Here is a 22,391-nt window from a genome sequence, read left to right as displayed (position 1 = left end):
CCGGGCCCTTGTGGCTGGTCATCCCGGCTGCGGGCTGATTAAATCCCGCCACTGCTGTTTACCCCCCTTTTTCAGGATACCCGTTATGAACCCGGCTCCCCTCTACCTGTTGGCCCCCCTGGTGCTGTTTATCGTGACCCTGCTGCTCTATCGCATCTCGCCGCTGCGAGCGGTCGCGGCCGGCAGCGCCCGCTGGTTCATCCTGCCCGCCTTCACCCTCTTCATTCTGCTCATCATCATCAATAGTGCGGCAGACCCGAGCCTGCGCAACCCGGCCTTCCACTGGCTGATGCCGGGGCTCGGCTTTGCCCTCAGCCTGTTTCCGGCTCTGCCCAAGGCACTGGTGCCGCGCCTCGCCATCAAGGAGGGAGCCTTCGCCGCCCTCGGCCTGATGCTGATGAGCCTGGCCATGGTCTACTGACCGGCTGGCTACTGCCGTTGCCATGACTCAAGGGGCGCTCTGTGACGAGGGCCCCTTGTACAAACAATGGCTTGCAGGCATCTTGGTGAAAGGATCGCCAGCAAGGAGGCCAGATGGACAATCCGCCTGATTTCATGGCGCAGTGGGATTACAAGGACCCCGCCGCCACCGCCCTGCGTTTTCATGCTCTGCTGCCCGAGGCGCGCGCCGCCGCCGACCTGCAATACGAGCTGGAACTGCTCACCCAGATAGCCCGCACCCATTCGCTGCAACGCCAGTTTGCCGAGGCGCACCAGCTGCTCGATGAGATAGAGCCCCGCCTCACCGAAGCGACCCCGCGGGCCCGCCTGCGCGCCCTGCTGGAGCGCGGCCGCACCTTCAACTCCGCCGGCGACAAGGCCAGCGCCAGGACGCTGTTTGAACAGGCGTGGCAGCTTGGGCTCAAGCACAAGGAGCTCTATCTCGCCATCGATGCGGCCCACATGGTGGCCATCGCCGCCCCGCTGGAGGAGCAGAACCGCTGGCATCAGCTGGCGATGGAGCTGGCGGAGCGCAGTCAGGATCCAAAGGTGCGCGGCTGGCTCGCCACCCTCTACAACAATCAGGGCTGGACCCTGTTCGAACTGGGCCGGCTGGATGAGGCCCGTCAATGTCAGCAAAAATGCCTGGCCTGGCACGAGCAGCACCACAATCAGGCCAAGGCCTTTATCGCCCGCTGGAGTCTGGCCCGCCTGAGCCGAGCCCAGGAACAACACGAGCAGGCCCGGGCCGAGCTGACCCAGCTGAAGGACGACATGGCCGCCGCAGGCGCGCCCGAGGATGGCTATGTGTTCGAAGAGCTGGGGGAGAATGCGCTGGCGCTGGATGATCCGGCCGCCGCCGAATACTTCGCCCGCGCCTGGTTTCTGCTGTCGCAGGATCGCTGGCTCAAGGCCAACGAGGCCGAGCGGCTGGCCAGGCTCAAGGCGCTGGGCAAGCTCTAGTCAACCATCGTCAGAAACGCAGCGGGGCGGCCAATGGGCCGCCCCGCATGCTTCATCCCCCGAGGGGGTAGCCCCAGGACGTCAGACCAGGCTCGCCTCCTCCCAGCTCTGTTTCTTGCGATAGATGGTGGAGGGGCTGATCTCCAGCAGGGCCGCCGCCTTGGGAATGTTGCCGTCACAGCTGGCGATGGCCTGCTCTATGGTCTCTTTTTCCACCAGCCAGAGCGGGCGGATCGGGGCATTCGACATCACAGGCTCGGTGCTGCCGACCGGCGCCGGTGCGGATACCGCCAGCGGCAGGCCACCCCGGCTGCCGTTGAGGGGCGGCGGCAAGATGTCAGGGCTCACCAGCTCGCGATCGTTGAGCACCACTATGTTGCGTACCACGTTCTGCAGCTCGCGCACGTTGCCGGGCCAGGGGTAGTCGAGCAGCACCCGCGCCGCCTCGGCATCGAAATCCTTGAAACGCTTGCTCTCTTCCTTGGCGTAGCTCTGCAACAGGTTGCGCGCCAGCAGCAGTATGTCCTCGCCCCGCTCGCGCAGGGGCGGCAGGCTCAGCGGGATCACGTGCAGCCGGTAGTAGAGATCCTCGCGAAAACGTCCCGCCTTCACCTCCACCAGGGGATCCCGGTTGGTGGCGCAGACGAAGCGCACGTCCACCGTCTCCAGCTTGCCGCTGCCGACCCGCTGCAGGGTGCCGGTCTGGATGAAGCGCAGCAGCTTGCTCTGCAGATCGAGATCCATCTCGCAGATCTCGTCGAGGAACAGGGTGCCGCCATCCGCCAGGCTGGCCGCCCCCTTGCGATCCCCCTGGGCGCCGGTGAATGACCCCTTCACGTGACCGAAGATCTCGCTCTCCATCAGGTCATGGGGAATGGCGGCGCAGTTGAGGGCGATGAAGGGTTGCTCGCGACGCGGGCTGCACTGGTGGATGGCCTCGGCGCACACCTCCTTGCCGGTGCCGCTCTCGCCGGTGATGAACACGGTCGCCTTGCTTGGCGCCGCGCTCTCTATGATGCGATAGACCGCCTGCATCGGCATGGAGGCACCGATGAAACCGGCAAACGAGCTGCGCTCGAAGTTCTCCCGGTACTGGGCCACCAGCGAGCTGAGTTGCTGGTGCTTGAAGGCGTTGCGAACGGTGGCGCACAGCCGCTTGCCGTCAAATGGCTTGGTCAGAAAGTCGAAGGCACCAAGCCGCATCGCCTCCACCGCCACGTCCACCGAGCCGTGGGCGGTGATCACCACCACCGAGCAGGGCAGCTGCTGTTCGGTGATCTGCTGCAGAATGTCCATGCCGGACATGTCGGGCAGCTCGAGATCCAGCAGCACCACGGGGGGCGGGCTGCTCAGCAGCTGGGCCAGGGCCTGCTGGCCACAGTCGGCCCGCAGCACCTCATAGCCATCCTGGGCCAGATACTGTTCATAGACCACTGCCAGACTGCGGGTATCTTCCACCAGCAGGACTCGGGGTTTGCTTTCCGCCACGGCGCCATCCTTGCAATTGATTTTGTTGTCTATTTCGCCATCTTAGCACAGTTGGCGACTCTCTCTTTTATCCCGCCATTCGGCAGGATATACAAGCAAAAACGGCTCCCTAAGGAGCCGTTTTTTCAACGCGGGCCGTTTACTTCTTGGCGTTCTCGCCATCGGCAGCCGGCTTCTCGATGGCCAGCAGCTCAACGTCGAACACCAGCACGGCGTTGGCCGGGATGGAGCCTGCACCGTGCTCGCCATAGGCCAGCTTGGACGGCAGGAAGAACTTGAACTTGGAACCAACCGGCATCAGCTGCACGCCTTCGGTCCAACCCGGGATCACCTGGTTGAGCGGGAAGGTGGCCGGCTCGCCGCGATCGACGGAGCTGTCAAACTTGGTGCCGTCGGTCAGGGTACCTGTGTAGTGTACCTTGACGATGTCGGTGGCCTTCGGCTTGGCGCCGGTACCCATCTTCTCGACCTGGTATTGCAGGCCGGATTCGGTGCTCTTCACGCCCTCTTTCTTGGCGTTGGCGGCCAGGTACTCTTCACCCTTCTTCAGGTTTTCCACCGCATCCTTGTCAGCCTTGGCCTTGGTCAGCTCGTTGATCTTGGCATCGTATTGCTGCAGAACCTTCTGGATATCCTCGTCGGTCATCTTGGCTTCTTTGCCCAGACCGTCGGTGACGCCCTTCAGGATCACGGCATTGTCCAGCTTGATGCCGAGCTCCTGCTGGCGCTCCAGGGTATTGGCGATATAACGACCCATGGAGAGGCCAATTGCATAGCCGGATTGCTCTTCAAAGCTCTTGGCTTCAGCCTTGGGGGCCTCTGCCGGCTTGCTGGCTTCTGCCTTGACCTCTGCGGTATTCGCAGCAGTCTTCTCGTCTTTTTGGCAAGCAGTCAGACCTACGGCAACCGCCGCAGCCAACAGGGACACCTTCAGAAAATTGTTCATCAGTTTCTCCAAAACTCTAAATACCGCTCTCGGTTCCTTCGTGAAATGAGAGGTTTATCGTGATAAGCGCCTTATACTAACGCCGTGATCGCAGGTAACGAAAGCATGAGACAGGAAAAATGATAAAAAGTGCCATTTATCTCGTCGCGGTTTGCCTGATACTGACAGGCTGCGAACAGAGCTCATCGCCGGACCGGCAACTGACCCTCGCCAGCCAGGGGCTGCTGAGCGCCGATCTGGCCAGTGACGGCAAGCAGGCCATCGTCTCCAGCCTAGGCCAGGGCACGGTAGTGTGGGACCTGGAGCAGGACAAGGAGCGCTGGCGCTGGCGCCAGTCCGACAATCCGGACGACTTCGTCATCATTACCCGCTTCTCGGCGGACAACAGCCACGCCGTGACCGCCAGCCTGAATACCTTCGGGATCTGGCGCCTCAAGGATGGCCAGTCCCAAGGCTACTATTCGCTTCCTGAATCCAGGCTGAGGGACATCGCCCTCTCCGCCGACGGCCGCCAGGTGCTGATCGGCCGGGAAGACGGCAAGGCGGAGGTGGTGGACACCCGCACCGGCCGCAGATTGCAATTCCTCGGCCACACCGAGCAGGTCAACACAGTCGACATCTCCCCCAACGGCCGTTACGCCCTCACCGGCGGCAACGACTACAGCGCCTACCTGTGGGATACCCGCTCAGGCCAGGTGGTGTGGCGCTTCAACCACGCGGGGCGGGTGGTGTTGGCCCGGCTCGACCCGAGCGGACGGCTCGCCTTCACCGCCGACAGCCGCCAGGCCAGCATCTGGGATCTGAAAACCGGCAAGGAGCTGAGCCGGCTGCAGTTCGATCACCGCTTCGAGGTCTACACCACGGCGCGCTTTGCCAACGACGGCAAGTGGCTCATCACCGGCGCCCCCTCCCGCCAGCTCTCCCTGTGGCAGGTGAGCGACGGCAGCCTGCTGCAGAGCTGGCGCGTCTCGCCCCATCCCAAGGTGAAACCGCCGAGCGCAGTGGTCTACGGCGTGGCTTTGCGCGACAATAGCCACCTTGTCAGTGCCAGCTCCAGCGGCCTGGCCGAAATCTGGACTATCAAGTAAGGACCAAAAGGCCCATGAGTCAGCAATTAAACGATCGCCTCGAAACCCTGGAAAGCCGCCTCGCCTTCGCCGAATACACGGTGGAGCAGCTCAACGAGGAGGTCACAACCCAGGGGCGCGAGCTGGATCGGCTCAAGCATCGGATCCAGCTGCTGGTGGACAAGCTGCAGAGCGTGCAGCCAAGCCAGATCGCCAGCATGGCCGAAGAGACCCCGCCGCCGCACTACTGAGTGCGCAGCCATAAAAAAACCCGCGCCAGGCGCGGGTTTTTTTATCATCGGCAACGCCGTGATCAGTGCTGATGGCCCTTGCCACCGCAACCGCCGCCACCGCAGCAGCCGCCGTGACCATGGTCGTCGCCGTGGTCATGACCGTGATCGTGGCCGTGATGGCCACCGCCGCAGCAACCGCCGTGCTCATGGTCGTGACCATGATCGTGGTCGTGGCCATGATCGTGACCGCAACCACCGGCACCGTGCACATGGCCATGGGCCAGCTCTTCGGCAGTGGCGGCGCGCACGTCCTTGATCTCGACCTTGAAGCCCAGGGTCACGCCGGCCAGCGGATGGTTGCCATCCACCTTGACGAACTCTTCGGACACTTCGACCACGGTCACCGGACGGTGACCTTCGTCGGTCTCGGCCACAAAAGTATCCCCTTCAGACACTTCCATGCCGTCGAACAGCTCGCCCGGCACTTCTTGCACCAGGTTCTCGTCGTACTCGCCATAGGCCTGGCTCGGCGTCAGGGTGACGTCGAACGCCTCGCCCACGCTGCGCCCTTCCAGCTCGGCTTCGAGGCCGGAGACCAGATAACGGGTACCGTGCAGATACACCAGAGGCTCTTTACCGACAGTGGTGTCGATGACTTCACCGTGTTCGTCGGTGACCGTGTATTCCAGCGTAACCACGCTCAGGGGAGCTACTTTCATGTCAGGGATCCTGCGGATAGAAAAAAACGGGCCCAGAATACCTCAAAAAGGCAGACAAGCATATGGTGGGCCCGGCTCAGTCGTGATGAAAAAGCCAGCAGGGGATGGCAATGCCAAGCCGCCCGCCATCCCGTTGGCCGGCACTCATGGGAGTGAGCGGCGCGCTGGCCCGTGCAGGCTGGCGACCGCCATCAGTCCGAGGGGTAGGCACAGTCCGCGCTCTGCCCCTCCATTATTCCGGGCGAAACACCCCGATCACCTGCTCGGTCTCGCGGGTTACCCTGGCCACCTCGGCCTCGGTCTGCACCTGGGTGTCCCCGCACTCGACGCAGGTCACCTTCTCGACTCCATGCTCCATATACAGCATCATGGTGTCCATTTTGCCGCACGCCGGGCAGACAGCTCCGGCAATGAAGCGTTTTTTACGTCTGGTTTCCATTTTCGTTACCTCCGGGCAGCATCATATCAGGGTTTTTACATGCATCACGCCATCGAACATCAGCATTTTTTCACCCCCCATCTGCAAGTTGGCGTTCGCAAACGCGTGCCGGCAGGGCAACTGCTGCGGATTGCACGGGGTGCGGCGCTGCTGCGACTCGGCGCCCATGAGCTGCTGCTGACGGCGGGAAGCCACTTCTGGCTCTGTGCCGATGCCCTTGCCGCGTTCAGCCCGCTGGCCGGCTGCCGTTACGATCTGCTGACCTGCTCGGTGCGTGTCGACCAGCCCGCCCAGGCGGGCTGGCTGCAACCCGGCCCGCTGCTGGATCCCCTGTTCGACAGCCTGGCCGACTGGCAGCGCCCCCGCGACTGGCACGGCGCCTACGGTCACCGGCTGCAGGTGCTGCTCGACGAGCTGCAGGGCTGCCCCATCCAGTCGCAGGCGGATGTTGCGCTGCAGACCGCCTGGCAGGGGTTGGCCGCTGGCCAGGCTGGCGGCAACGAGGCATGGCAGCAGGCGCTGGCGCAGCGCGGTCTCAGCGAACCGGCATTGGCGGCCGATGCCCTGCGGGCGCAGTGGCAGCTGCTGCAGGCGGTGCGTCTGCTCAAGAGCGGCAGCAAGGCTCCCCAGGTGGCGAGCAAGCTCGGTTACGAGGATGAGCGCGCCCTCGATCGCGCCTGCCAGCAGTGGCTCGGCTGCCCGCTGGCGACCCTGCTCGCGGTCTGACCGCCCCCTCGCAGCTCGGCCCCCGGCGGTTCGCACCAGGGCGGATCGCCGCAATAAATGGATGAAATGAGTCCAGTTTTACGGCAAACGGTCGTTAATAACGGAAGGGCCATTTCTCCTATAATCCTTTATGCTAGGGGCCTGAATCGACTGATACCGTTTTGACTCACAGGACATCTGCCATGAAAAGCAAGGCCAACCAATCCCAGGGCATGTTGCTGTTTCATCTCTCGGCCAAGCAATCCTTCGCCATCGGCACCCTCAAGGTAAAAGAGATAGTGCCCTACACCCAGCTGACGGCCATGCCGCACTCGCACCCGACCGTGCTCGGCGCCGCCAGCATGCGTGGCACTACCATCCCGGTGATCGACATGGCCATGGCGGTGGGTTATCGCCCGATCAGCCAGGAAGAGATGCCGCACTGCTTCATCATCATCACCGACTGCCGCCGCACCCTGGTGGGCTTTCTGGTGCGCGGCATCGACAAGATCACCGAATGCAACTGGCGCGACATAGCGCCGCCCCCCGCCTCCCTCGGTCACAACGTGTTCGTGACCGGCGTGACCCGGGTCAATGACCAGCTGATCCAGCTGCTGGACGTGGAGTTGATCCTCTCCCGGGTCTACCCGGACGACCCCAGTCACCTCTACCCGGTGCTGACCGACGTGCAGCGGGAGCGGATCAAGCCGATGCGGATCCTGCTGGTGGATGACTCCTCGGTCGCCCGCCGCCAGCTGATGGCGGCGCTGGACTACATCAACATCCCCTACGAGGTGTGCACCAACGGCAAGGATGCGCTGACCCTGATGCAGACCCGTGCCGCCCAGAAGACCCCCATCGACATCCTGGTGAGCGACATCGAGATGCCGGGGCTGGACGGCTACGAGCTGGCCTTCGAGGTGCAGAGCGACGCCAAGCTGGCGGGTGCCTACATCATCCTGCACACCTCGCTCTCGAGCGAGATCAGCGTGGAGCGGGCCCACCAGGTGGGTGCCCACGAGGCGCTGACCAAGTTTGAAGCCAACGAGCTGATCCAGGCCATGCTGCGCGGTGCCGAGCACCACGACAGCCTGCCGGCCTGATCCCGACGGCGAGCAGCCCGGCTGCTCGCCGTTTCCTTTTCTGTCCCGGACCCAGCATGCTGATCGAAAGCCACTTTCACGCCCCCTGGTGGGCACGCAATCCCCACCTGCAAACCATCCTGCCCAAGTGGCTGCGCCGCCAGCCGGCCCGCTTCGTGGCCGAGCGCTTCGAGCTGGCGGACAGCGACTTCGTCGATCTCGCCTGGAGCGGCGAGATCAGCCGGGATGAGCGACCGCTCATCGTGCTGTTTCACGGGCTGGAGGGAAGCATTCACTCCCACTATGCCAAGGGGCTGTTCGCCCACCTGCAACGCCAGGGCAACGAGGCGGTGCTGATGCACTTTCGCGGCTGCAGCGGCGAGCCAAACCGGCTGCTGCAGGCCTATCACTCCGGTGCCATCGAGGATGCCCAGGCGGTGATCGCCGAGCTCGGCCGCCGCTTTCCCGGCAAGCCGCTCATCGCCATCGGCTATTCGCTGGGGGGCAACATGCTGGTCAATCTGCTGGCGCGCGCCTGCCCGCGCGAGCTGAAGGCGGCGGTGGTGATCTCGGCGCCGCTGCGGCTGGACAGCTGCGCCGATCGGGTCAATCAGGGCTTCTCGCGGGTCTATCAGCGTTATCTGCTGGGCACCATGCGCCACAACCTGCAGCAGAAGATCCGGCGACAGGCGGCGGCCAGCGCCCGCTGGCAGCCGCAGCAGGTGCGCGCCATCGCCACCCTGCGCGACTTCGACGAGCAGGTCACGGCGCCGCTGCACGGTTTTGACAGCGCCGATCACTACTACCAGCGCTGCTCGGGCCTGGGGATGCTGGCGCAAATCCCCATCCCCACCCTGGTGATCCACGCCGCCGACGACCCCTTCATGACCGAGGCGGTGATCCCGCAGGCGGAGCAGCTCTCCCCCATGGTGCGTTACGAGCTGAGCCGGCGGGGCGGCCACGTGGGCTTCCTGCACGGTACCCCCTGGCGGCCAAGATTCTGGCTGGAAGAGCGGATCAGCCAGTGGCTGCAGGAGCAGACTCAAGGTTCGGGCCGGTAACCATGGCGGCTGCTCTCTCACCTCATCGGCGGGCGGCCAGATAAATCCCTTGCGCTGGCCGACCACAGATAGACAATACCCGCTCTCTGGTAACGGAAGATGAAACCATGATAATCCCCTGGCAAGAGCTGGATGCAGACACCCTCAACAACCTGCTCGAGCACTTCGTGCTGCAGGAAGGCACCGAGTATGGCGAACAGGATGTCAGTCTGGCCGACAAGGTCGACGATGTCAGAACGCAGCTGCAGCAGGGCGTGGCGGTGATCGTGTACAGTGAGCTGCACGAGAGCGTGAACATAATGCCCAAGGCGACCCTCGACAGGGCGCAGGTGGACGACCTACCGCAATAGCCTGCCCATTGCCGTTGCGGGCCTGCCACCCTGGCCGCCCTTCTCCCTGTCTGTTCCCGCCAGGTCTCCCTGCCCCCGATAAAACAACATGGCCCTGCGCAACTGCGCAGGGCCATGTTGACTGGCATTGCTGCCACCTTGCCAAATCTTGTTCATGCCTGTTCTGCAAACACCCTGCGCCCCTGGCGCGGCCTGTCCTCTCTCCCTGATAGCGGATAACGACAAGGGTGACCGCAATAATTAAGCGCCGGGCCGTATCGACAAAATAGAATAAATAAAGTGAAGCGGTTCACAATATTAAATTAATATGACAAAACTCGCCCTCACCATAAAAATAGTGAGAGCAATATCTCGCTTCAGCCAATATCCAGCAGATTAATCCGCCACACAGCTGATTATTGATGGTGGCCCGATATGACAAGATGTTATTTCATTACTGATTCGCCCCGGCCGATGGCGTAATAATGGAACCCATGATCTTTCATGCGGCCCGGATCAAACAGATTGCGACCATCCACGATCAGGGGTCGCTTCAACGCCTGCTTGATGGCGGCAAAGTTGGGGGCCTTGAAGTGGTTCCACTCGGTGCAGATCACCAGAGCATCCGCACCAAACAGGGCGGCCTCCTTGGTGCCCATCAAGCGCAGCTTGTCGCAGTTGCCGTAGATCTGCTGGGCCTCCTGCATCGCCTCGGGATCGTAGGCCTGCACGATCGCACCGGCCTGCCACAGCGCCTCCATCAGGGCCCGGCTCGGCGCCTCGCGCATGTCGTCCGTGTTGGGCTTGAACGCCAGCCCCCACAGGGCGATGGTCTTGCCGGCCAGGGTCTCCCCTTCGGAGCGGAAGAACGCTGACAGCAGCTGAAACAGCCGCGACTTTTGCAATTCGTTGACCCGCTCCACCGCCCGGATCAGCGGCGTGTCGTACTCCAGCTCCTGGGCCGTGGCCAGCAAGGCTTTGACATCCTTGGGAAAACAGGAGCCACCATAGCCACAACCCGGGTAGATGAACTGATAGCCGATGCGCTGATCCGAGCCTATCCCCTGGCGCACCATCTCGATGTCGGCGCCGACCCGCTCGGCCAGTCCGGCCATCTCGTTGATGAAGCTTATCTTGGTGGCCAGCATGCAGTTGGCGGCGTACTTGGTCAGCTCGGCGCTGCGCACATCCATGAACAGGATGCGGTCATGGTTGCGGTTGAACGGCTCGTAGAGCTCGCGCATCAACTGGCGGGAAGCCTCGTTGGCGGTGCCCACCACGATGCGATCCGGCCGCAGGCAATCCTGGATGGCGGAGCCCTCTTTCAGGAATTCGGGGTTGGAGACCACGTCGAAGGCGAACGACTGATCCCGCTGCTGCAAGATGCTCTTCACCCTGGCGGTCACCTTGTCGGCGGTGCCCACCGGCACGGTCGACTTGTTGACTATGATGACGGGCCGGTCACGATGCCGGGCGATGGTTTCGGCCACCGTCAGCACGTGGCTGAGATCGGCGGAGCCATCTTCCCCCGGTGGTGTCCCCACTGCCAGAAACTGCACATCACCGTGTTCGACGGCCTGTACGGCATCCGTGGTGAACACCAGGGCGCCGCTCTTGATATTGCGTTGCAGCAGGGTGTCGAGCCCGGGTTCATAGATAGGGACATGACCGTCCATCAGGGCAGCCACCCGCTGTTCATCGACATCGACACAGATGACCTGGTGACCGACGTCGGCCAGCACGGTGGCCTGAACCAGGCCCACGTAGCCACTTCCAAATACAGTAATGTTCATATTGATACAACCAGAATGTCAGAGAATTTGTAATTTGGAAAAACAGTAGGTTTGGGGGGTTATAAATATTTATCACACTACCTAAGATGTCCGCACCAGTTAATTGTTACCAGCTGTTTCTGGACCATTGCAGGCCCGCTTTTATATCCGTATGTTGAGTAAAACAGTTTGGGGGAGCCCAATTTAATGGGCGCTGATTAATATTCTTTGTTGGATCTCATATGCAAGATTTTCTGCCATTTTCACGGCCAGCCATGGGCGATGCCGAGATAAGTGCTGTCTGTGATGTATTGAAATCGGGCTGGATCACCACGGGCCCGAAGAATCATGAACTGGAGCAGCAATTCTGCCACACCTTCGGCTGCCAGCATGCCGTTGCCCTCTGCTCCGCCACCGCCGGTATGCACGTCACCCTGATGGCGCTGGGCATAGGCCCGGGAGACGAGGTGATCACCCCCTCCCAGACCTGGGTCTCCACCATCAACATCATCACCCTGCTGGGGGCGGAGCCGGTCTTCGTCGACGTGGACCCGGATACCCTGATGACCAGCGCCGAGCTGATCGCCCCGCTCATCACCGCCAGGACCAAGGCCATCATCCCGGTGCACTATGCCGGTGCCCCCCTCGACCTGGACCCCATCCTCGAGCTGGCCGGCCGGCACGGCATTGCGGTCATCGAAGATGCCGCCCACGCGGTCGGTACCCGTTATCGGGAGCGCTGGATCGGCGCCAGCGGCACCGCCATCTTCTCCTTCCACGCCATCAAGAACATGACCTGCGCCGAAGGGGGCATGCTGGTGACCGACGACAAGGCGCTGGCAGACAAGGTGCGGATGCTCAAATTCCACGGCCTGGGAGTGGATGCCTTTGATCGCATGAGCCTGGGCCGCAAGCCGCAGGCGGAGGTGATCACCCCGGGCTTCAAATACAACCTGGCCGACATCAACGCCGCCATCGCCCTGGTGCAGCTGGCACGCCTGCCCGAGCTCAATGCCAAACGGGCCGAACTGGTGGCCCGCTACCAGGAGCGGCTGGCCGGTCTGCCGCTGGCACCGCTCGCCGTGCCGGGCTACCCCCACCTGCACGCCTGGCACCTGTTCATGGTACGAGTCGACCCCGAGCGCTGCGGCCTCGATCGGGATCAGCTGATGCAGGCGCTGCAGGAGCGCGGCATCGGCACCGGTCTGCACTTTCGGGCAGCCCATACCCAGAAGTACTACCGCGAACGCTACCCGACCCTCAGCCTGCCCCATACCGAGTGGAACTCCTCACGCCTGTGCACCCTGCCACTCTTCCCGGACATGACGCTGGCCGACGTTGACCGCGTGGTCGCGGCCCTTATCGACATATTGGAGTAACCAAACGTGAACAACACTGACATCAAGCTGGTTTCGGTGGTCATCCCCGTCTACAACGAGGAGGCCAGCCTGCCCGTGCTGCTGAGCCGGGTCACCGCCGCCTGCGATCAGCTGTCGCAGGATTACGAGGTGATCCTCATCGACGACGGCAGCCACGACGGCTCCACCGAGCTCATCAGCGAAGCCGCCGCCCGCGAGGGCAGCAAGCTGGTCGGGGTGCTGCTCAACCGCAACTATGGTCAGCATGCCGCCATCATGGCCGGCTTCGAGACCGCCAAGGGGGATCTGGTGATCACCCTGGATGCGGATCTGCAGAACCCGCCGGAGGAGATCCCCCGCCTGGTGGAGGCCGCCATGCAGGGCTACGACGTGGTGGGCACCATGCGCCGCAACCGCCAGGACTCCTGGTTTCGCAAGACCGCCTCCAAACTCATCAACAAGTCGGTGCAAAAGGCCACCGGCGTACACATGAGCGACTACGGCTGCATGCTGCGCGCCTATCGCCGCCACATCATCGACGCCATGCTCTGCTGCCAGGAGCGCAGCACCTTCATCCCCATCCTGGCCAACAGCTTCGCCCGCCGCACCATAGAGCTGGAAGTGGGCCATGCCGAGCGGGCCCACGGCGAGTCCAAGTACGGGCTGATGCACCTCATCAACCTGATGTATGACCTGGTCACCTGCATGACCACCACCCCGCTGCGTCTGCTCAGCATCGTCGGCAGCGTGGTGGCGGGCATCGGCTTTACCTTCTCCATCCTGCTGATCCTGATGCGCCTCATTCTGGGCGCCGACTGGGCCGCCGATGGCGTCTTCACCCTCTTTGCCATTCTCTTCACCTTTGTCGGCGTGCAGCTGCTGGGCATGGGGCTGCTGGGAGAGTACATAGGCCGCATGTACACAGACGTGCGCGCCCGTCCCCGCTACTTCATCCACCGGATCGTGCGCACCGCCACCACCCCTTCGCAACAGGAAGCTGAACAATGAAAGTCGTCGTCTTTGCATATCACGATATCGGTTGCACCGGCATCGAGGCCCTGCTCGAGGCAGGCTACGAGATCCAGGCCGTCTTCACCCACGCCGATGATCCGGGCGAGAACCGCTTCTTCGGCTCGGTCGCCCAGCTCTGCGCCGAGCACAACCTGCCGGTCTACTCCCCCGAGGACGTGAACCACCCGCTCTGGATCGAGCGCATTCGCGAGCTGGCGCCCCAGGCCCTCTTCTCCTTCTACTACCGCAACATGCTCAAGCAGGCGATCCTCGACATCCCGACCGTCGGCGCCTTCAACCTGCATGGCTCCCTGCTGCCGGCCTACCGCGGCCGCGCGCCCATCAACTGGTGCCTGGTCAACGGCGAGACCCAGACCGGCATCACCCTGCACCAGATGACCGCCAAGCCCGATGCCGGCGCCATTGTCGCCCAGCAGGCGGTAGCCATTGCCGACGACGACACCGCGCTGACCCTGCACGGCAAGGTGCGCCTCGCCGCCCGGGCGCTGCTGGAGCAGGAGCTGCCCAAGCTGCGCGCCGGCGACATCCGCCTCACCCCGCAGGATGAGAGCAAGGCCAGCTACTATGGCCGCCGCACCCCGGCCGATGGCGAGCTGCACTGGCACCGCCCGGCCCACGAACTGCACAACCTGGTGCGCGCCGTCACCCAGCCCTACCCGGGCGCCTTCAGCTTCGCCGGCGATCGCAAGCTGACGGTGTGGAAGAGCCACTGGCTGGCCCAGCAGAGCGACAAGCAGCCGGGCACCATCCTGAGCCAGGAGCCGCTGCGCATCGCCTGCGGTGAAGGGGTGCTGGAAATCGTGGCCGGTCAGGCCGAAGGGGGTCTTTATGTACGCGGCGCCCAGCTGGCCCGCGAACTGGGGCTGGTGGAAGGGATGAAGATCGGCGCCAAGGCGAGCAATGCCCTGCGCAAGGCGCGGCTGACCCGGGTGCTGATCCTCGGCGTCAACGGCTTCATCGGCAACCACCTGACCGAGCGCCTGCTCCAGGATGGCGGCTACGAGGTCTATGGCCTCGACATCGGCTCCAGCGCGGTGGATCGCTTCATCGGTCACCCCAACTTCCACTTCGTGGAGGGGGATATCAGCATCCACACCGAGTGGATCGAGTACCACATCAAGAAGTGCGACGTGATCCTGCCGCTGGTGGCCATCGCCACCCCCATCGAGTACACCCGCAACCCGCTGCGCGTGTTCGAGCTCGACTTCGAGGAGAACCTCAAGATCGTCCGCTACTGCGTGAAGTACCAGAAGCGGATCATCTTCCCCTCCACCTCCGAGGTGTACGGGATGTGCGACGATCACAGCTTCGATGAAGACAGCTCCCGCCTCATCGTCGGCCCCATCAACAAGCAGCGCTGGATCTACTCGGTCTCCAAGCAGCTGCTGGACCGCGTCATCTGGGCCTACGGCAAGAAGGAGGGACTCAACTTCACACTGTTCCGTCCCTTCAACTGGATGGGGCCGCGTCTGGACAGCCTGGACTCCGCCCGCATCGGCAGCTCCCGCGCCATCACCCAGCTGATCCTCAACCTGGTGGACGGCACCCCGATCCAGCTGGTGGACGGTGGCGCCCAGAAGCGCTGCTTCACCGACATCGAGGACGGCATCGAGGCCCTGTTCCGCATCATCGAGAACAAGGGGAACCGCTGCGACGGCCAGATCATCAACATCGGCAACCCGGACAACGAGGCCAGCATCCAGCAGATGGCCGAGATCCTGCTCGCCAAGTTCGAGGCTCACCCGCTGCGTGACCAGTTCCCGCCGTTCGCCGGCTTCAAGCTGGTGGAGAGCAAATCCTTCTACGGCGACGGCTATCAGGACGTCTCCCACCGCCGGCCGAGCATCGCCAATGCCCGCCGCCTGCTGGACTGGGAACCGACCATCGAGATGGAAGAGACCATAGGCAACACCCTGGACTTCTTCCTGCAAGGGGCGGTCACCACGGGAGTCGAGCATGACTGAGGTAGGTCTGCGGATCGACGTCGATACCTTCAGGGGGACCCGTGACGGGGTACCCCGCCTGCTGCAAATGCTCGACAAGCATCAGGTCAAGGGGAGCTTCTTCTTCTCGGTCGGACCGGACAACATGGGGCGCCACTTGTGGCGCCTGCTAAAACCCCGCTTTCTGCTGAAGATGCTGCGCTCCAACGCAGCATCCCTCTATGGGCTGGACATCCTGCTGGCAGGCACCGCCTGGCCCGGCAAGTCCATCGGCAAGCAGCTCGGCTCCCTGATGCGCGACACCGACAGCGCCCGCCACGAGGTGGGGCTGCACGCCTGGGATCACCACGGCTGGCAGGCCAACACCGGCCGCTGGGACGAAGCCGAGCTGATTCGTCAGACCCGGCTAGGGGTGGATGCGCTCAACCAGATCCTGGGGCGCGAAGTGGACTGCTCCGCCGCCGCCGGCTGGCGGGCCGACCCGCTCACCACCCAGGCCAAGGAGCAGTTCGGCTTTCGCTACAACAGCGACTGTCGTGGCAGCGGCCTGTTCCGGCCCCTGCTGCAGGACGGTCGCCCCGGCACCCCGCAGATCCCGGTCAATCTGCCCACCTTCGACGAGGTGGTGGGTCATCAGGTGACGGTCGACGGCTTCAACCGTTTCCTGCTGGATCAGCTGGCGACCCCGCCGGCGCAGGGCCCCCACGTCTACACCATCCATGCCGAAGTGGAAGGGATCGTGATGGCGGATCAGTTCGATGCCCTGCTCGGCGACGCCAGGGCGCGCGGCATCCGCTTCGTGCCGCTCGGGGATCTGTTACCATCGGACCCGACCACGCTGCCGACCGGCCGGCTGGTGCGCGGCACCCTGCCCGGGCGGGAGGGCTGGCTCGGCTGCAAGGCCGAGGCCTGAGATGAATGACGCCACCTCGGGTGGCAGGACTAACCATCGCGCTAATCACACCATGCAACAGAGGATGTCATGACGTTGACCAAGTGGGCCCTGCCCCTGTTCTTTCTCTTCTTTTACCTGCTGCCGCTCGACCAGCGGCCGCTCTGGAGCCCGGACGAAAACCGCTACGCCGAAATAAGCCGGGAGATGGTGAGCACCGGAGACTGGGTGGTCCCCCACTTCCTGGGCTTGCGCTACTTCGAGAAGCCCATCGCCGGCTACTGGTTCAACAGCATCAGCCAGCAGCTGTTCGGTGACACCAACTTCGCCGTGCGCTTCGCCTCGGCCGCCGCCACCGGCCTCAGTGCCGTGCTCATCTTCTGGTTCGCCCTGCAGCTGTGGCAATGCCGGCGCAAGGCGTTCCTCGCCGGGCTCATCTATCTGTCGCTGCTGATCGTCTACGGCATCGGCACCTACAGCGTACTGGACGCCATGGTGACCCTCTGGCTCAACGCCGCCATGGTGAGCTTCTACATCATCCGCAAGGAGGGCTCCCTTGCCAGCCGGGTCGGCGGCTATCTGCTGTTCGGCCTCGCCTGCGGCATGGGCTTTCTCACCAAGGGCTTCATCGCCCTGGCGGTACCGGTGGTGGTCATAGTGCCCTACGTCATCTATCAGCGCCGCCTGCTCGAGCTGGTGCGCTTCGGGCCGCTGGCCATCCTGAGTGCGGCCCTGCTGGCAACCCCCTGGGCCATCGCCGTGCACCTGCGCGAGCCGGACTACTGGCACTACTTCTTCTGGATTGAGCACATCCAGCGCTTCGCCGCCGACAACGCCCAGCACAAGGCGCCGTTCTGGTACTACCTGCCCATGGGGCTGCTCGGCACCCTGCCCTGGCTCGGCCTGCTGCCCGGCGCCCTGCGCAAGGGCTGGCAGGAGCGCAAGATAAACCCGGAGACCCTCTATCTGCTGGCCTGGGTGGTGTTGCCCTTCCTCTTCTTCAGCGTGGCCAAGGGCAAGCTGCTCACCTACATCCTGCCCTGCTTCGCCCCGCTGGCCATGCTGATGGCCGCCAGCGCCGTCGACCTGCTCAAGGAGGGGAAAGAGCGGGCTTTCAAGGTCAACGCCTGGCTGAACGGCCTGTTCGGCCTCATCTGCCTGATCGTGCTGGCGGTGCTGGCCTTCTCCCCCCGTCACGCCGTCTATGGCGAGGAGGATCACGGTGCGCTGGCGGTAGCCATGGTGATCTTCGCCGGCTGGAGTCTGCTTGGCTTCGTTCAGCTCAAGGCCATCAGCCAGCGCTGGACCCTGAGCGCGCTCTGCCCCATGGTGCTGGCCATCGGCCTGCCCTGGGCACTGCCGCAATCGCTGATCGACTCCAAGCTGCCTGAGCGCTTCATCGAGGCCAACCAGGCCGTGCTGATGAAGTCAGGCACCCTGCTGGCCAACGACGTGGGGCTGGCCTCCTCCCTCGCCTGGGGCACCCGGCGCAGCGAAATCAACCTGTTCGACAGCAAGGGCGAGGTCCATTACGGCCTCAGCTACCCGGATGCAGCGGGGCGCTACGTGGCCCGCGCCGACTTCCCGGCCTGGCTGGCACAGGCGCGTAAAAATGGCCAGGTAGCCCTGCTGATGAAGACGGATCGCGACGGCAACACCGGGCCCGTGCCCCCCGCCGACGAGACCATCGTCAGCCACCGGCTGACCCTGCTCATCTACCACGGGGCCCAGTGATGGACATACTGCTGCTGTTGCTGGTGTGCCTGCTGACCTGCAGCGGCCAGATGCTGCAAAAGCAGGCGGTCATCAGCTGGCAGCGCCGCCCCTGCAACCACTGGCAGAAGCTGCGTTCCCCCTGGCTCATCGCCAGCGTGGCGGCCCTCGGCAGCGGCATGCTGCTCTGGATCTACCTGCTGCAGCGGCTGCCGCTCGGCATGGCCTACCCCATGCTCAGCATCAATCTGGTGCTGGTGCTGGTGGGCTCCAGACTGTTCTTTCACGAGCAGATCAGCTACCACAACTGGCTGGGGGTGGGCTCCATCATAGTGGGTGCCCTGCTGCTGGGAGGTTTGCTATGAGCGGCGGCCATCAGCAGGCGCTGAAGGGGTATCTCTACGTGCTCGGCAGCATAGTGCTGGTGACGGTGGCCCAGCTCGGCATGAAGTGGGGGGCGATCCAGCTGCCGGCCTGGCAGCCGGATCTCGCCCTGATGCTGGCCCATCCGCTGCCGCTGCTGGTGATCCTGGCCGGCATCGGCTGCTATGCCCTGTCGCTGCTCTGCTGGCTGGCGGCGCTGCACTCCACCCCGCTCAACATCGCCTACCCCCTGCTCAGCACCAGCTATGCGCTGGTCTACCTGCTGGTGGTCAACATCCCGCTCTTCGCCGAGCCGCTGGAGCCGGGCAAGGCGCTCGGGGTGCTGTTTATCCTGCTGGGGGCCGTGCTGGTGGGGATCAAGCCTGCGGCTGGCAACAAGCAGGCAGACTAGTTTTTCTCTTGTTTGTCGCAAGGGCTGCCATGGCAGCCCTTTTTTCGTCTGCCGCCGATGCTGGCACGCCAGCGAAGCAGTTGCGCGGCGGTACTGTCAGACCGCACACTTGACCGTACTCGGAACATGCCCTTATAACGGAAACTCCCAAGGAAGAGAGAATTCTATGTCGGCCAAGCATCCCATCATTGCGGTTACCGGTTCGTCCGGTGCCGGCACCTCCACCTCCACCATCGCCTTTCGCTCCATGTTTCATCAGCTCGGATATCAGGCGGCCGTGGTGGAAGGGGACAGTTTTCATCGCTACACCCGCCCGGAAATGGACGTGGCGATCCGCAAGGCGCGCGAACAGGGGCGCCACATCAGCTATTTCGGCCCCGAAGCAAATGACTTCGGCCTGCTGGAGAGCTTCTTCCAGGAGTACGGCCAGAACGGCAGCGGCCAGTATCGGCGCTACCTGCACAGCTTCGACGAGGCGGTGCCCTTCAACCAGATGCCGGGCACCTTCACCCCCTGGCAGAACCTGCCGAACGACACCGACCTGCTGTTCTATGAGGGGCTGCACGGCGGCGTGGTCACCGAGGATCACAACGTGGCCCGCCACGTGGACTTTCTCATCGGGGTGGTGCCCATCGTCAACCTGGAGTGGATCCAGAAGCTCATTCGCGACACCTCGGAGCGCGGTCATTCGCGCGAGGCGGTCACCGACTCCATCGTCCGCTCCATGGACGACTACATCAACTTCATCACCCCCCAGTTCTCCCGCACCCACATCAACTTCCAGCGGGTGCCGACGGTGGACACCTCCAACCCCTTCAGCGCCAAGGTGATCCCGAGCCTGGACGAGAGTATGCTGGTGATACGGTTTCGCGGCATCAAGCAGGTGGACTTCCCCTACCTGTTGTCGATGATCGACGGGTCCTTCATGTCGCGGATGAACACCATAGTGGTGCCGGGCGGCAAGATGGGCTTCGCAATGGAGCTGATCCTGCGCCCGCTGATCCAGCAGCTGCTCGAAACCGGCAAGATCACCTGAGCCAAGGAGCTGACGATGCGGTTAGCATTTATCTCTGTGGGATTGGCCGCCCTGCTGGGCGGCTGCAGCAGCGGCCCCGCTGCACCGACCCTGGAGGCGGGCACCATGGTGGTGCGCCCGGCGGCCAGCTGGCCGTTCGGGGCAACGCCGCGCTATGCGCTGGCCGAGCAGTTCCAGTATGCCGGCGACAGCGCCGAGGGCTGGCTGGAGCCGGTCCAGCAGGCGGTCAACCAGGCGCTGGGCAGCAAGGGGTGGCAGAGCGTGCCCCTCGACGAGGCCGACCTCTGGGTCGCCATCGGGGTGGCCGGCAGCAAGGATCTGAGCGACGGCGAGATCTTTGCCCGGCTCGGCATGACGCCCGGGCTGCAGGCCAAGGCCGATGCCCGCAAGGGGACCCTGGCCATCGTGCTGCTCGACCGGCGTACCCAGCAGGCGGTGTGGAGCAGCGCCATCTCCCTGGCCAGCGACGTGGCCATCGCCGAAGGGGATCGCCAGCAGCTGAGCCGGCAGCTGGCCGCCAAGATGCTCGACTCCCTGCCCACCCGCTGATCCCTTCCTTTGAATGCAAAACGGCCTGCATCAAGCAGGCCGTTGCGATCACACCATGACAGTCACTTGCGCTGGCAAGTCAGCAGGGTTACCCCTTTCTGGCTGAGGATGGCCTGCTTCTCCTGGTTCCAGAAGGTGGTGACACCGTCGGAATACTTGGCACCGGACTCCGCCTCGACCCGGCCCAGCTTGTGGTAGACGCCGGCATAGGGGAACTGCACCATGTCGGCCTGGGCGTCATAGGTCACGGCCAGCATCTCTTCACCACACTGGTACTGGCTGAACTGGTATTGGGTCGGCTGCGGCATGCTGCAAGCCGCCAGTCCCAGCAGGGGGAGCAACACTATCATTTTTTTCATTGCACTTTCCTTATGTCATGGCGTTATTCGATCGGAATAATCACGGCTATCAGGCTTCAACAATTTGATAACTATGGGTAATTTCTACCGCTTTTTCCAACATCAGGGAAACTGAACAATATTTTTCCATCGACAGATCCACCGCACGGGCCACCTGTTTCTCGGCCAGCCCCTTGCCGGTCACCACGAAGTTGAGGTGGATCTTCTCGAACACCCGCGGAACCGAGTCAGCCCGCTCTCCGGCCAGCTCCACATGACAGGCGGTCACGGATTGACGCGCCTTCTCCAGAATGGAGACCACATCAATTGAGCTGCAACCACCCACCGCCAGCAGGATCATCTCCATCGGGCTGGCACCCTCGCCGGGGTTGGCGCCGTCCAGGATCACCTGGTGACCGGACTCACTCTCGCCCACAAACTTCATGCCTTCCACCCAGCTGACCTTGGCTTTCATTTCACTTTTCCTCTTGATGACGACAGATCTGACCGACATAGCATACCCCAGACGGCGCGACAGCGGCACATATCCGCCATTTTCACGAACTTCCGGGCTAACTAGATCAAAATCAACATCTGATGCCCCCAGCTTCCTTACAATGGCGAACGGAGCGCAGCAGGGGTTGCAAGGGGAGCTGGCAAAAGCCCTCAAAGCCTTGTCAGCACAGACAAAGGCTCTTATCCTACTGCGACTAATACAAGGAATGGCAAGGTTGGCAGCTTGCCCGGACGCACGAGTCCATAAAAAGACACTACAGAGGAATTCTCATGGTCATTGGCAAACCGCAAAGCGATCCCACCCTGGAATGGTTCTTGTCGCACTGCCACATTCATAAGTATCCCGCCAAGAGCACCCTGATCCACGCGGGTGAGAAGGCGGAAACCCTCTACTACATCGTCAAGGGCACTGTGGCCGTCTTGATCAAGGACGATGAAGGCAAGGAGATGATCCTCTCCTATCTGAACCAGGGCGACTTCCTGGGCGAGATGGGCATGTTCGAGGAGAACGAGAATCCCGAGCGTTCCGCCTGGGTGCGTGCCAAAGGCTCCTGCGAAGTGGCCGAGATCTCCTACAAGAAGTTCCGCCAGCTGATCCAGGTCAACCCGGAAATCCTGATGCGCCTCTCCGGCCAGATGGCCAAGCGGCTGCAGCACACCAGCCAGAAGGTCGGCAACCTCGCCTTCCTGGACGTGACCGGCCGGATCGCCCAGACCCTGCTGAACCTGGCCAAACAGCCGGATGCCATGACCCACCCGGACGGCATGCAGATCAAGATCACCCGTCAGGAGATCGGCCAGATCGTCGGCTGCTCCCGCGAGACCGTCGGCCGGATCCTCAAGATGCTCGAAGAGCAGGAGCTGATCTCCGCCCACGGCAAGACCATAGTGGTGTTCGGCACCCGCTGATCCCCGCTACTGGCGGCCCCGCACTGGGTCGCCGGATAAAAAGGCTGCCACGGCAGCCTTTTCTGATCGCCTCCCCTATAATCCC

Annotated in this window: 25 protein-coding genes; 18 read left to right on the top strand and 7 right to left on the bottom strand. The window is 63.2% G+C overall.

What is annotated here, in order from left to right; genetic code table 11:
• The first annotated feature begins 85 nt into the window (after positions 1-85).
• Together AB5Y95_RS19970 and AB5Y95_RS19965 are read left to right on the top strand one after the other, a co-directional pair.
• A complete protein-coding gene (locus AB5Y95_RS19970) occupies positions 86-421 on the top strand; it encodes a hypothetical protein (RefSeq protein WP_017763903.1) in 336 nt (111 codons plus the stop codon).
• Positions 422-534: 113 nt separating this feature from the next.
• Positions 535-1,404, top strand: a complete 870-nt coding sequence (locus AB5Y95_RS19965) for a tetratricopeptide repeat protein (RefSeq protein ID WP_368161887.1) — start codon at positions 535-537, stop codon at positions 1,402-1,404.
• A gap of 81 nt (positions 1,405-1,485) precedes the next feature.
• On the opposite strand, the gene AB5Y95_RS19960 is transcribed toward AB5Y95_RS19965, so the two are convergent.
• Together AB5Y95_RS19960 and fkpA are read right to left on the bottom strand one after the other, a co-directional pair.
• On the bottom strand, positions 1,486-2,892 hold the full coding sequence (locus tag AB5Y95_RS19960; RefSeq protein ID WP_017763901.1) for a sigma-54 dependent transcriptional regulator: 1,407 nt from the start codon (positions 2,890-2,892) through the stop codon (positions 1,486-1,488).
• Positions 2,893-3,031: 139 nt separating this feature from the next.
• On the bottom strand, positions 3,032-3,838 hold the full coding sequence (fkpA, locus tag AB5Y95_RS19955) for an FKBP-type peptidyl-prolyl cis-trans isomerase (protein WP_005303977.1): 807 nt from the start codon (positions 3,836-3,838) through the stop codon (positions 3,032-3,034).
• Between the two features lie 119 nt (positions 3,839-3,957).
• On the opposite strand from fkpA, the gene AB5Y95_RS19950 reads away from it, so the two are divergent.
• Together AB5Y95_RS19950 and AB5Y95_RS19945 are read left to right on the top strand one after the other, a co-directional pair.
• Positions 3,958-4,926, top strand: coding sequence for a WD40 repeat domain-containing protein (locus AB5Y95_RS19950; protein WP_010634893.1), 969 nt, complete (start codon positions 3,958-3,960; stop codon positions 4,924-4,926).
• A gap of 14 nt (positions 4,927-4,940) precedes the next feature.
• On the top strand, positions 4,941-5,156 hold the full coding sequence (locus tag AB5Y95_RS19945; protein WP_005303987.1) for a SlyX family protein: 216 nt from the start codon (positions 4,941-4,943) through the stop codon (positions 5,154-5,156).
• Between the two features lie 62 nt (positions 5,157-5,218).
• Here the strand turns inward: AB5Y95_RS19945 and AB5Y95_RS19940 are convergent, their stop codons facing one another.
• Both AB5Y95_RS19940 and AB5Y95_RS19935 read right to left on the bottom strand, forming a co-directional pair.
• Entirely contained in the window at positions 5,219-5,857 is a 639-nt protein-coding gene (locus tag AB5Y95_RS19940) for a peptidylprolyl isomerase (protein WP_005303992.1), read from the bottom strand.
• A 232-nt stretch (positions 5,858-6,089) separates the two neighbouring features.
• Entirely contained in the window at positions 6,090-6,296 is a 207-nt protein-coding gene (locus AB5Y95_RS19935; RefSeq protein ID WP_005303994.1) for a YheV family putative zinc ribbon protein, read from the bottom strand.
• 39 nt (positions 6,297-6,335) lie between these two features.
• Between AB5Y95_RS19935 and AB5Y95_RS19930 the strand changes: the two genes are divergently transcribed.
• The 4 genes from AB5Y95_RS19930 to AB5Y95_RS19915 all read left to right on the top strand — a co-directional run bounded on the left by AB5Y95_RS19930 (position 6,336) and on the right by AB5Y95_RS19915 (position 9,494).
• Positions 6,336-7,022 carry a hypothetical protein gene (locus tag AB5Y95_RS19930; RefSeq protein WP_368161886.1) on the top strand — a complete coding sequence of 229 codons (687 nt, stop codon included), beginning with the start codon at positions 6,336-6,338 and terminating at the stop codon, positions 7,020-7,022.
• A 182-nt stretch (positions 7,023-7,204) separates the two neighbouring features.
• Positions 7,205-8,104: a chemotaxis protein gene (locus tag AB5Y95_RS19925; RefSeq protein WP_005304001.1), complete on the top strand. Its 900-nt coding sequence runs from the start codon at positions 7,205-7,207 to the stop codon at positions 8,102-8,104.
• 56 nt (positions 8,105-8,160) lie between these two features.
• On the top strand, positions 8,161-9,144 hold the full coding sequence (locus tag AB5Y95_RS19920; protein ID WP_368161885.1) for a hydrolase: 984 nt from the start codon (positions 8,161-8,163) through the stop codon (positions 9,142-9,144).
• A gap of 107 nt (positions 9,145-9,251) precedes the next feature.
• The gene (locus AB5Y95_RS19915; protein WP_019840225.1) at positions 9,252-9,494 is read left to right on the top strand and encodes a YheU family protein; all 243 of its coding nucleotides are present in this window, start codon (positions 9,252-9,254) and stop codon (positions 9,492-9,494) included.
• 425 nt (positions 9,495-9,919) lie between these two features.
• Here the strand turns inward: AB5Y95_RS19915 and AB5Y95_RS19910 are convergent, their stop codons facing one another.
• Positions 9,920-11,266, bottom strand: coding sequence for a UDP-glucose/GDP-mannose dehydrogenase family protein (locus tag AB5Y95_RS19910; protein ID WP_005304013.1), 1,347 nt, complete (start codon positions 11,264-11,266; stop codon positions 9,920-9,922).
• A 221-nt stretch (positions 11,267-11,487) separates the two neighbouring features.
• Here AB5Y95_RS19910 and arnB point away from each other — a divergent pair, with 221 nt between their 5' ends.
• The 9 genes from arnB to AB5Y95_RS19865 all read left to right on the top strand — a co-directional run bounded on the left by arnB (position 11,488) and on the right by AB5Y95_RS19865 (position 20,543).
• Positions 11,488-12,624, top strand: coding sequence for a UDP-4-amino-4-deoxy-L-arabinose aminotransferase (arnB, locus tag AB5Y95_RS19905; protein WP_095593328.1), 1,137 nt, complete (start codon positions 11,488-11,490; stop codon positions 12,622-12,624).
• Positions 12,625-12,630: 6 nt separating this feature from the next.
• Positions 12,631-13,611, top strand: a complete 981-nt coding sequence (gene arnC, locus AB5Y95_RS19900) for an undecaprenyl-phosphate 4-deoxy-4-formamido-L-arabinose transferase (protein ID WP_017782079.1) — start codon at positions 12,631-12,633, stop codon at positions 13,609-13,611.
• A complete protein-coding gene (arnA, locus tag AB5Y95_RS19895) occupies positions 13,608-15,599 on the top strand; it encodes a bifunctional UDP-4-amino-4-deoxy-L-arabinose formyltransferase/UDP-glucuronic acid oxidase ArnA (protein ID WP_368161884.1) in 1,992 nt (663 codons plus the stop codon). Before arnC ends, arnA begins: the two co-directional genes overlap by 4 nt.
• On the top strand, positions 15,592-16,491 hold the full coding sequence (arnD, locus tag AB5Y95_RS19890; RefSeq protein ID WP_368161883.1) for a 4-deoxy-4-formamido-L-arabinose-phosphoundecaprenol deformylase: 900 nt from the start codon (positions 15,592-15,594) through the stop codon (positions 16,489-16,491). Before arnA ends, arnD begins: the two co-directional genes overlap by 8 nt.
• 69 nt (positions 16,492-16,560) lie before the next feature.
• Entirely contained in the window at positions 16,561-18,204 is a 1,644-nt protein-coding gene (gene arnT / locus AB5Y95_RS19885; protein ID WP_368161882.1) for a lipid IV(A) 4-amino-4-deoxy-L-arabinosyltransferase, read from the top strand.
• Positions 18,204-18,548, top strand: a complete 345-nt coding sequence (locus tag AB5Y95_RS19880; protein WP_010634903.1) for an EamA family transporter — start codon at positions 18,204-18,206, stop codon at positions 18,546-18,548. The genes arnT and AB5Y95_RS19880 overlap by 1 nt, the downstream gene beginning before the upstream one ends.
• The gene (arnF, locus tag AB5Y95_RS19875) at positions 18,545-18,958 is read left to right on the top strand and encodes a 4-amino-4-deoxy-L-arabinose-phosphoundecaprenol flippase subunit ArnF (RefSeq protein ID WP_368161881.1); all 414 of its coding nucleotides are present in this window, start codon (positions 18,545-18,547) and stop codon (positions 18,956-18,958) included. Before AB5Y95_RS19880 ends, arnF begins: the two co-directional genes overlap by 4 nt.
• 166 nt (positions 18,959-19,124) lie before the next feature.
• Positions 19,125-19,994 (top strand): phosphoribulokinase, encoded by an 870-nt coding sequence (locus AB5Y95_RS19870; RefSeq protein ID WP_010634905.1) that lies wholly within the window; start codon positions 19,125-19,127, stop codon positions 19,992-19,994.
• 15 nt (positions 19,995-20,009) lie between these two features.
• The gene (locus AB5Y95_RS19865; RefSeq protein ID WP_010634906.1) at positions 20,010-20,543 is read left to right on the top strand and encodes a DUF4136 domain-containing protein; all 534 of its coding nucleotides are present in this window, start codon (positions 20,010-20,012) and stop codon (positions 20,541-20,543) included.
• 62 nt (positions 20,544-20,605) lie between these two features.
• Here AB5Y95_RS19865 and AB5Y95_RS19860 read toward each other — a convergent pair whose 3' ends face one another.
• Both AB5Y95_RS19860 and AB5Y95_RS19855 read right to left on the bottom strand, forming a co-directional pair.
• Positions 20,606-20,902: an MliC family protein gene (locus AB5Y95_RS19860; RefSeq protein WP_017763891.1), complete on the bottom strand. Its 297-nt coding sequence runs from the start codon at positions 20,900-20,902 to the stop codon at positions 20,606-20,608.
• Positions 20,903-20,951: 49 nt separating this feature from the next.
• On the bottom strand, positions 20,952-21,356 hold the full coding sequence (locus AB5Y95_RS19855; RefSeq protein ID WP_005304045.1) for an OsmC family protein: 405 nt from the start codon (positions 21,354-21,356) through the stop codon (positions 20,952-20,954).
• 311 nt (positions 21,357-21,667) lie between these two features.
• Here AB5Y95_RS19855 and crp point away from each other — a divergent pair, with 311 nt between their 5' ends.
• Complete coding sequence (gene crp / locus AB5Y95_RS19850) at positions 21,668-22,306, top strand: cAMP-activated global transcriptional regulator CRP (RefSeq protein ID WP_005304048.1); 639 nt, start codon at positions 21,668-21,670, stop codon at positions 22,304-22,306.
• Positions 22,307-22,391 lie beyond the last annotated feature (85 nt).

The sequence above is a fragment of the Aeromonas sp. R5-3 genome (assembly GCF_040908225.1).
GTDB classification, from domain to species: domain Bacteria; phylum Pseudomonadota; class Gammaproteobacteria; order Enterobacterales; family Aeromonadaceae; genus Aeromonas; species Aeromonas dhakensis.
This window is presented reverse-complemented; position numbering and strand designations above follow the sequence as displayed.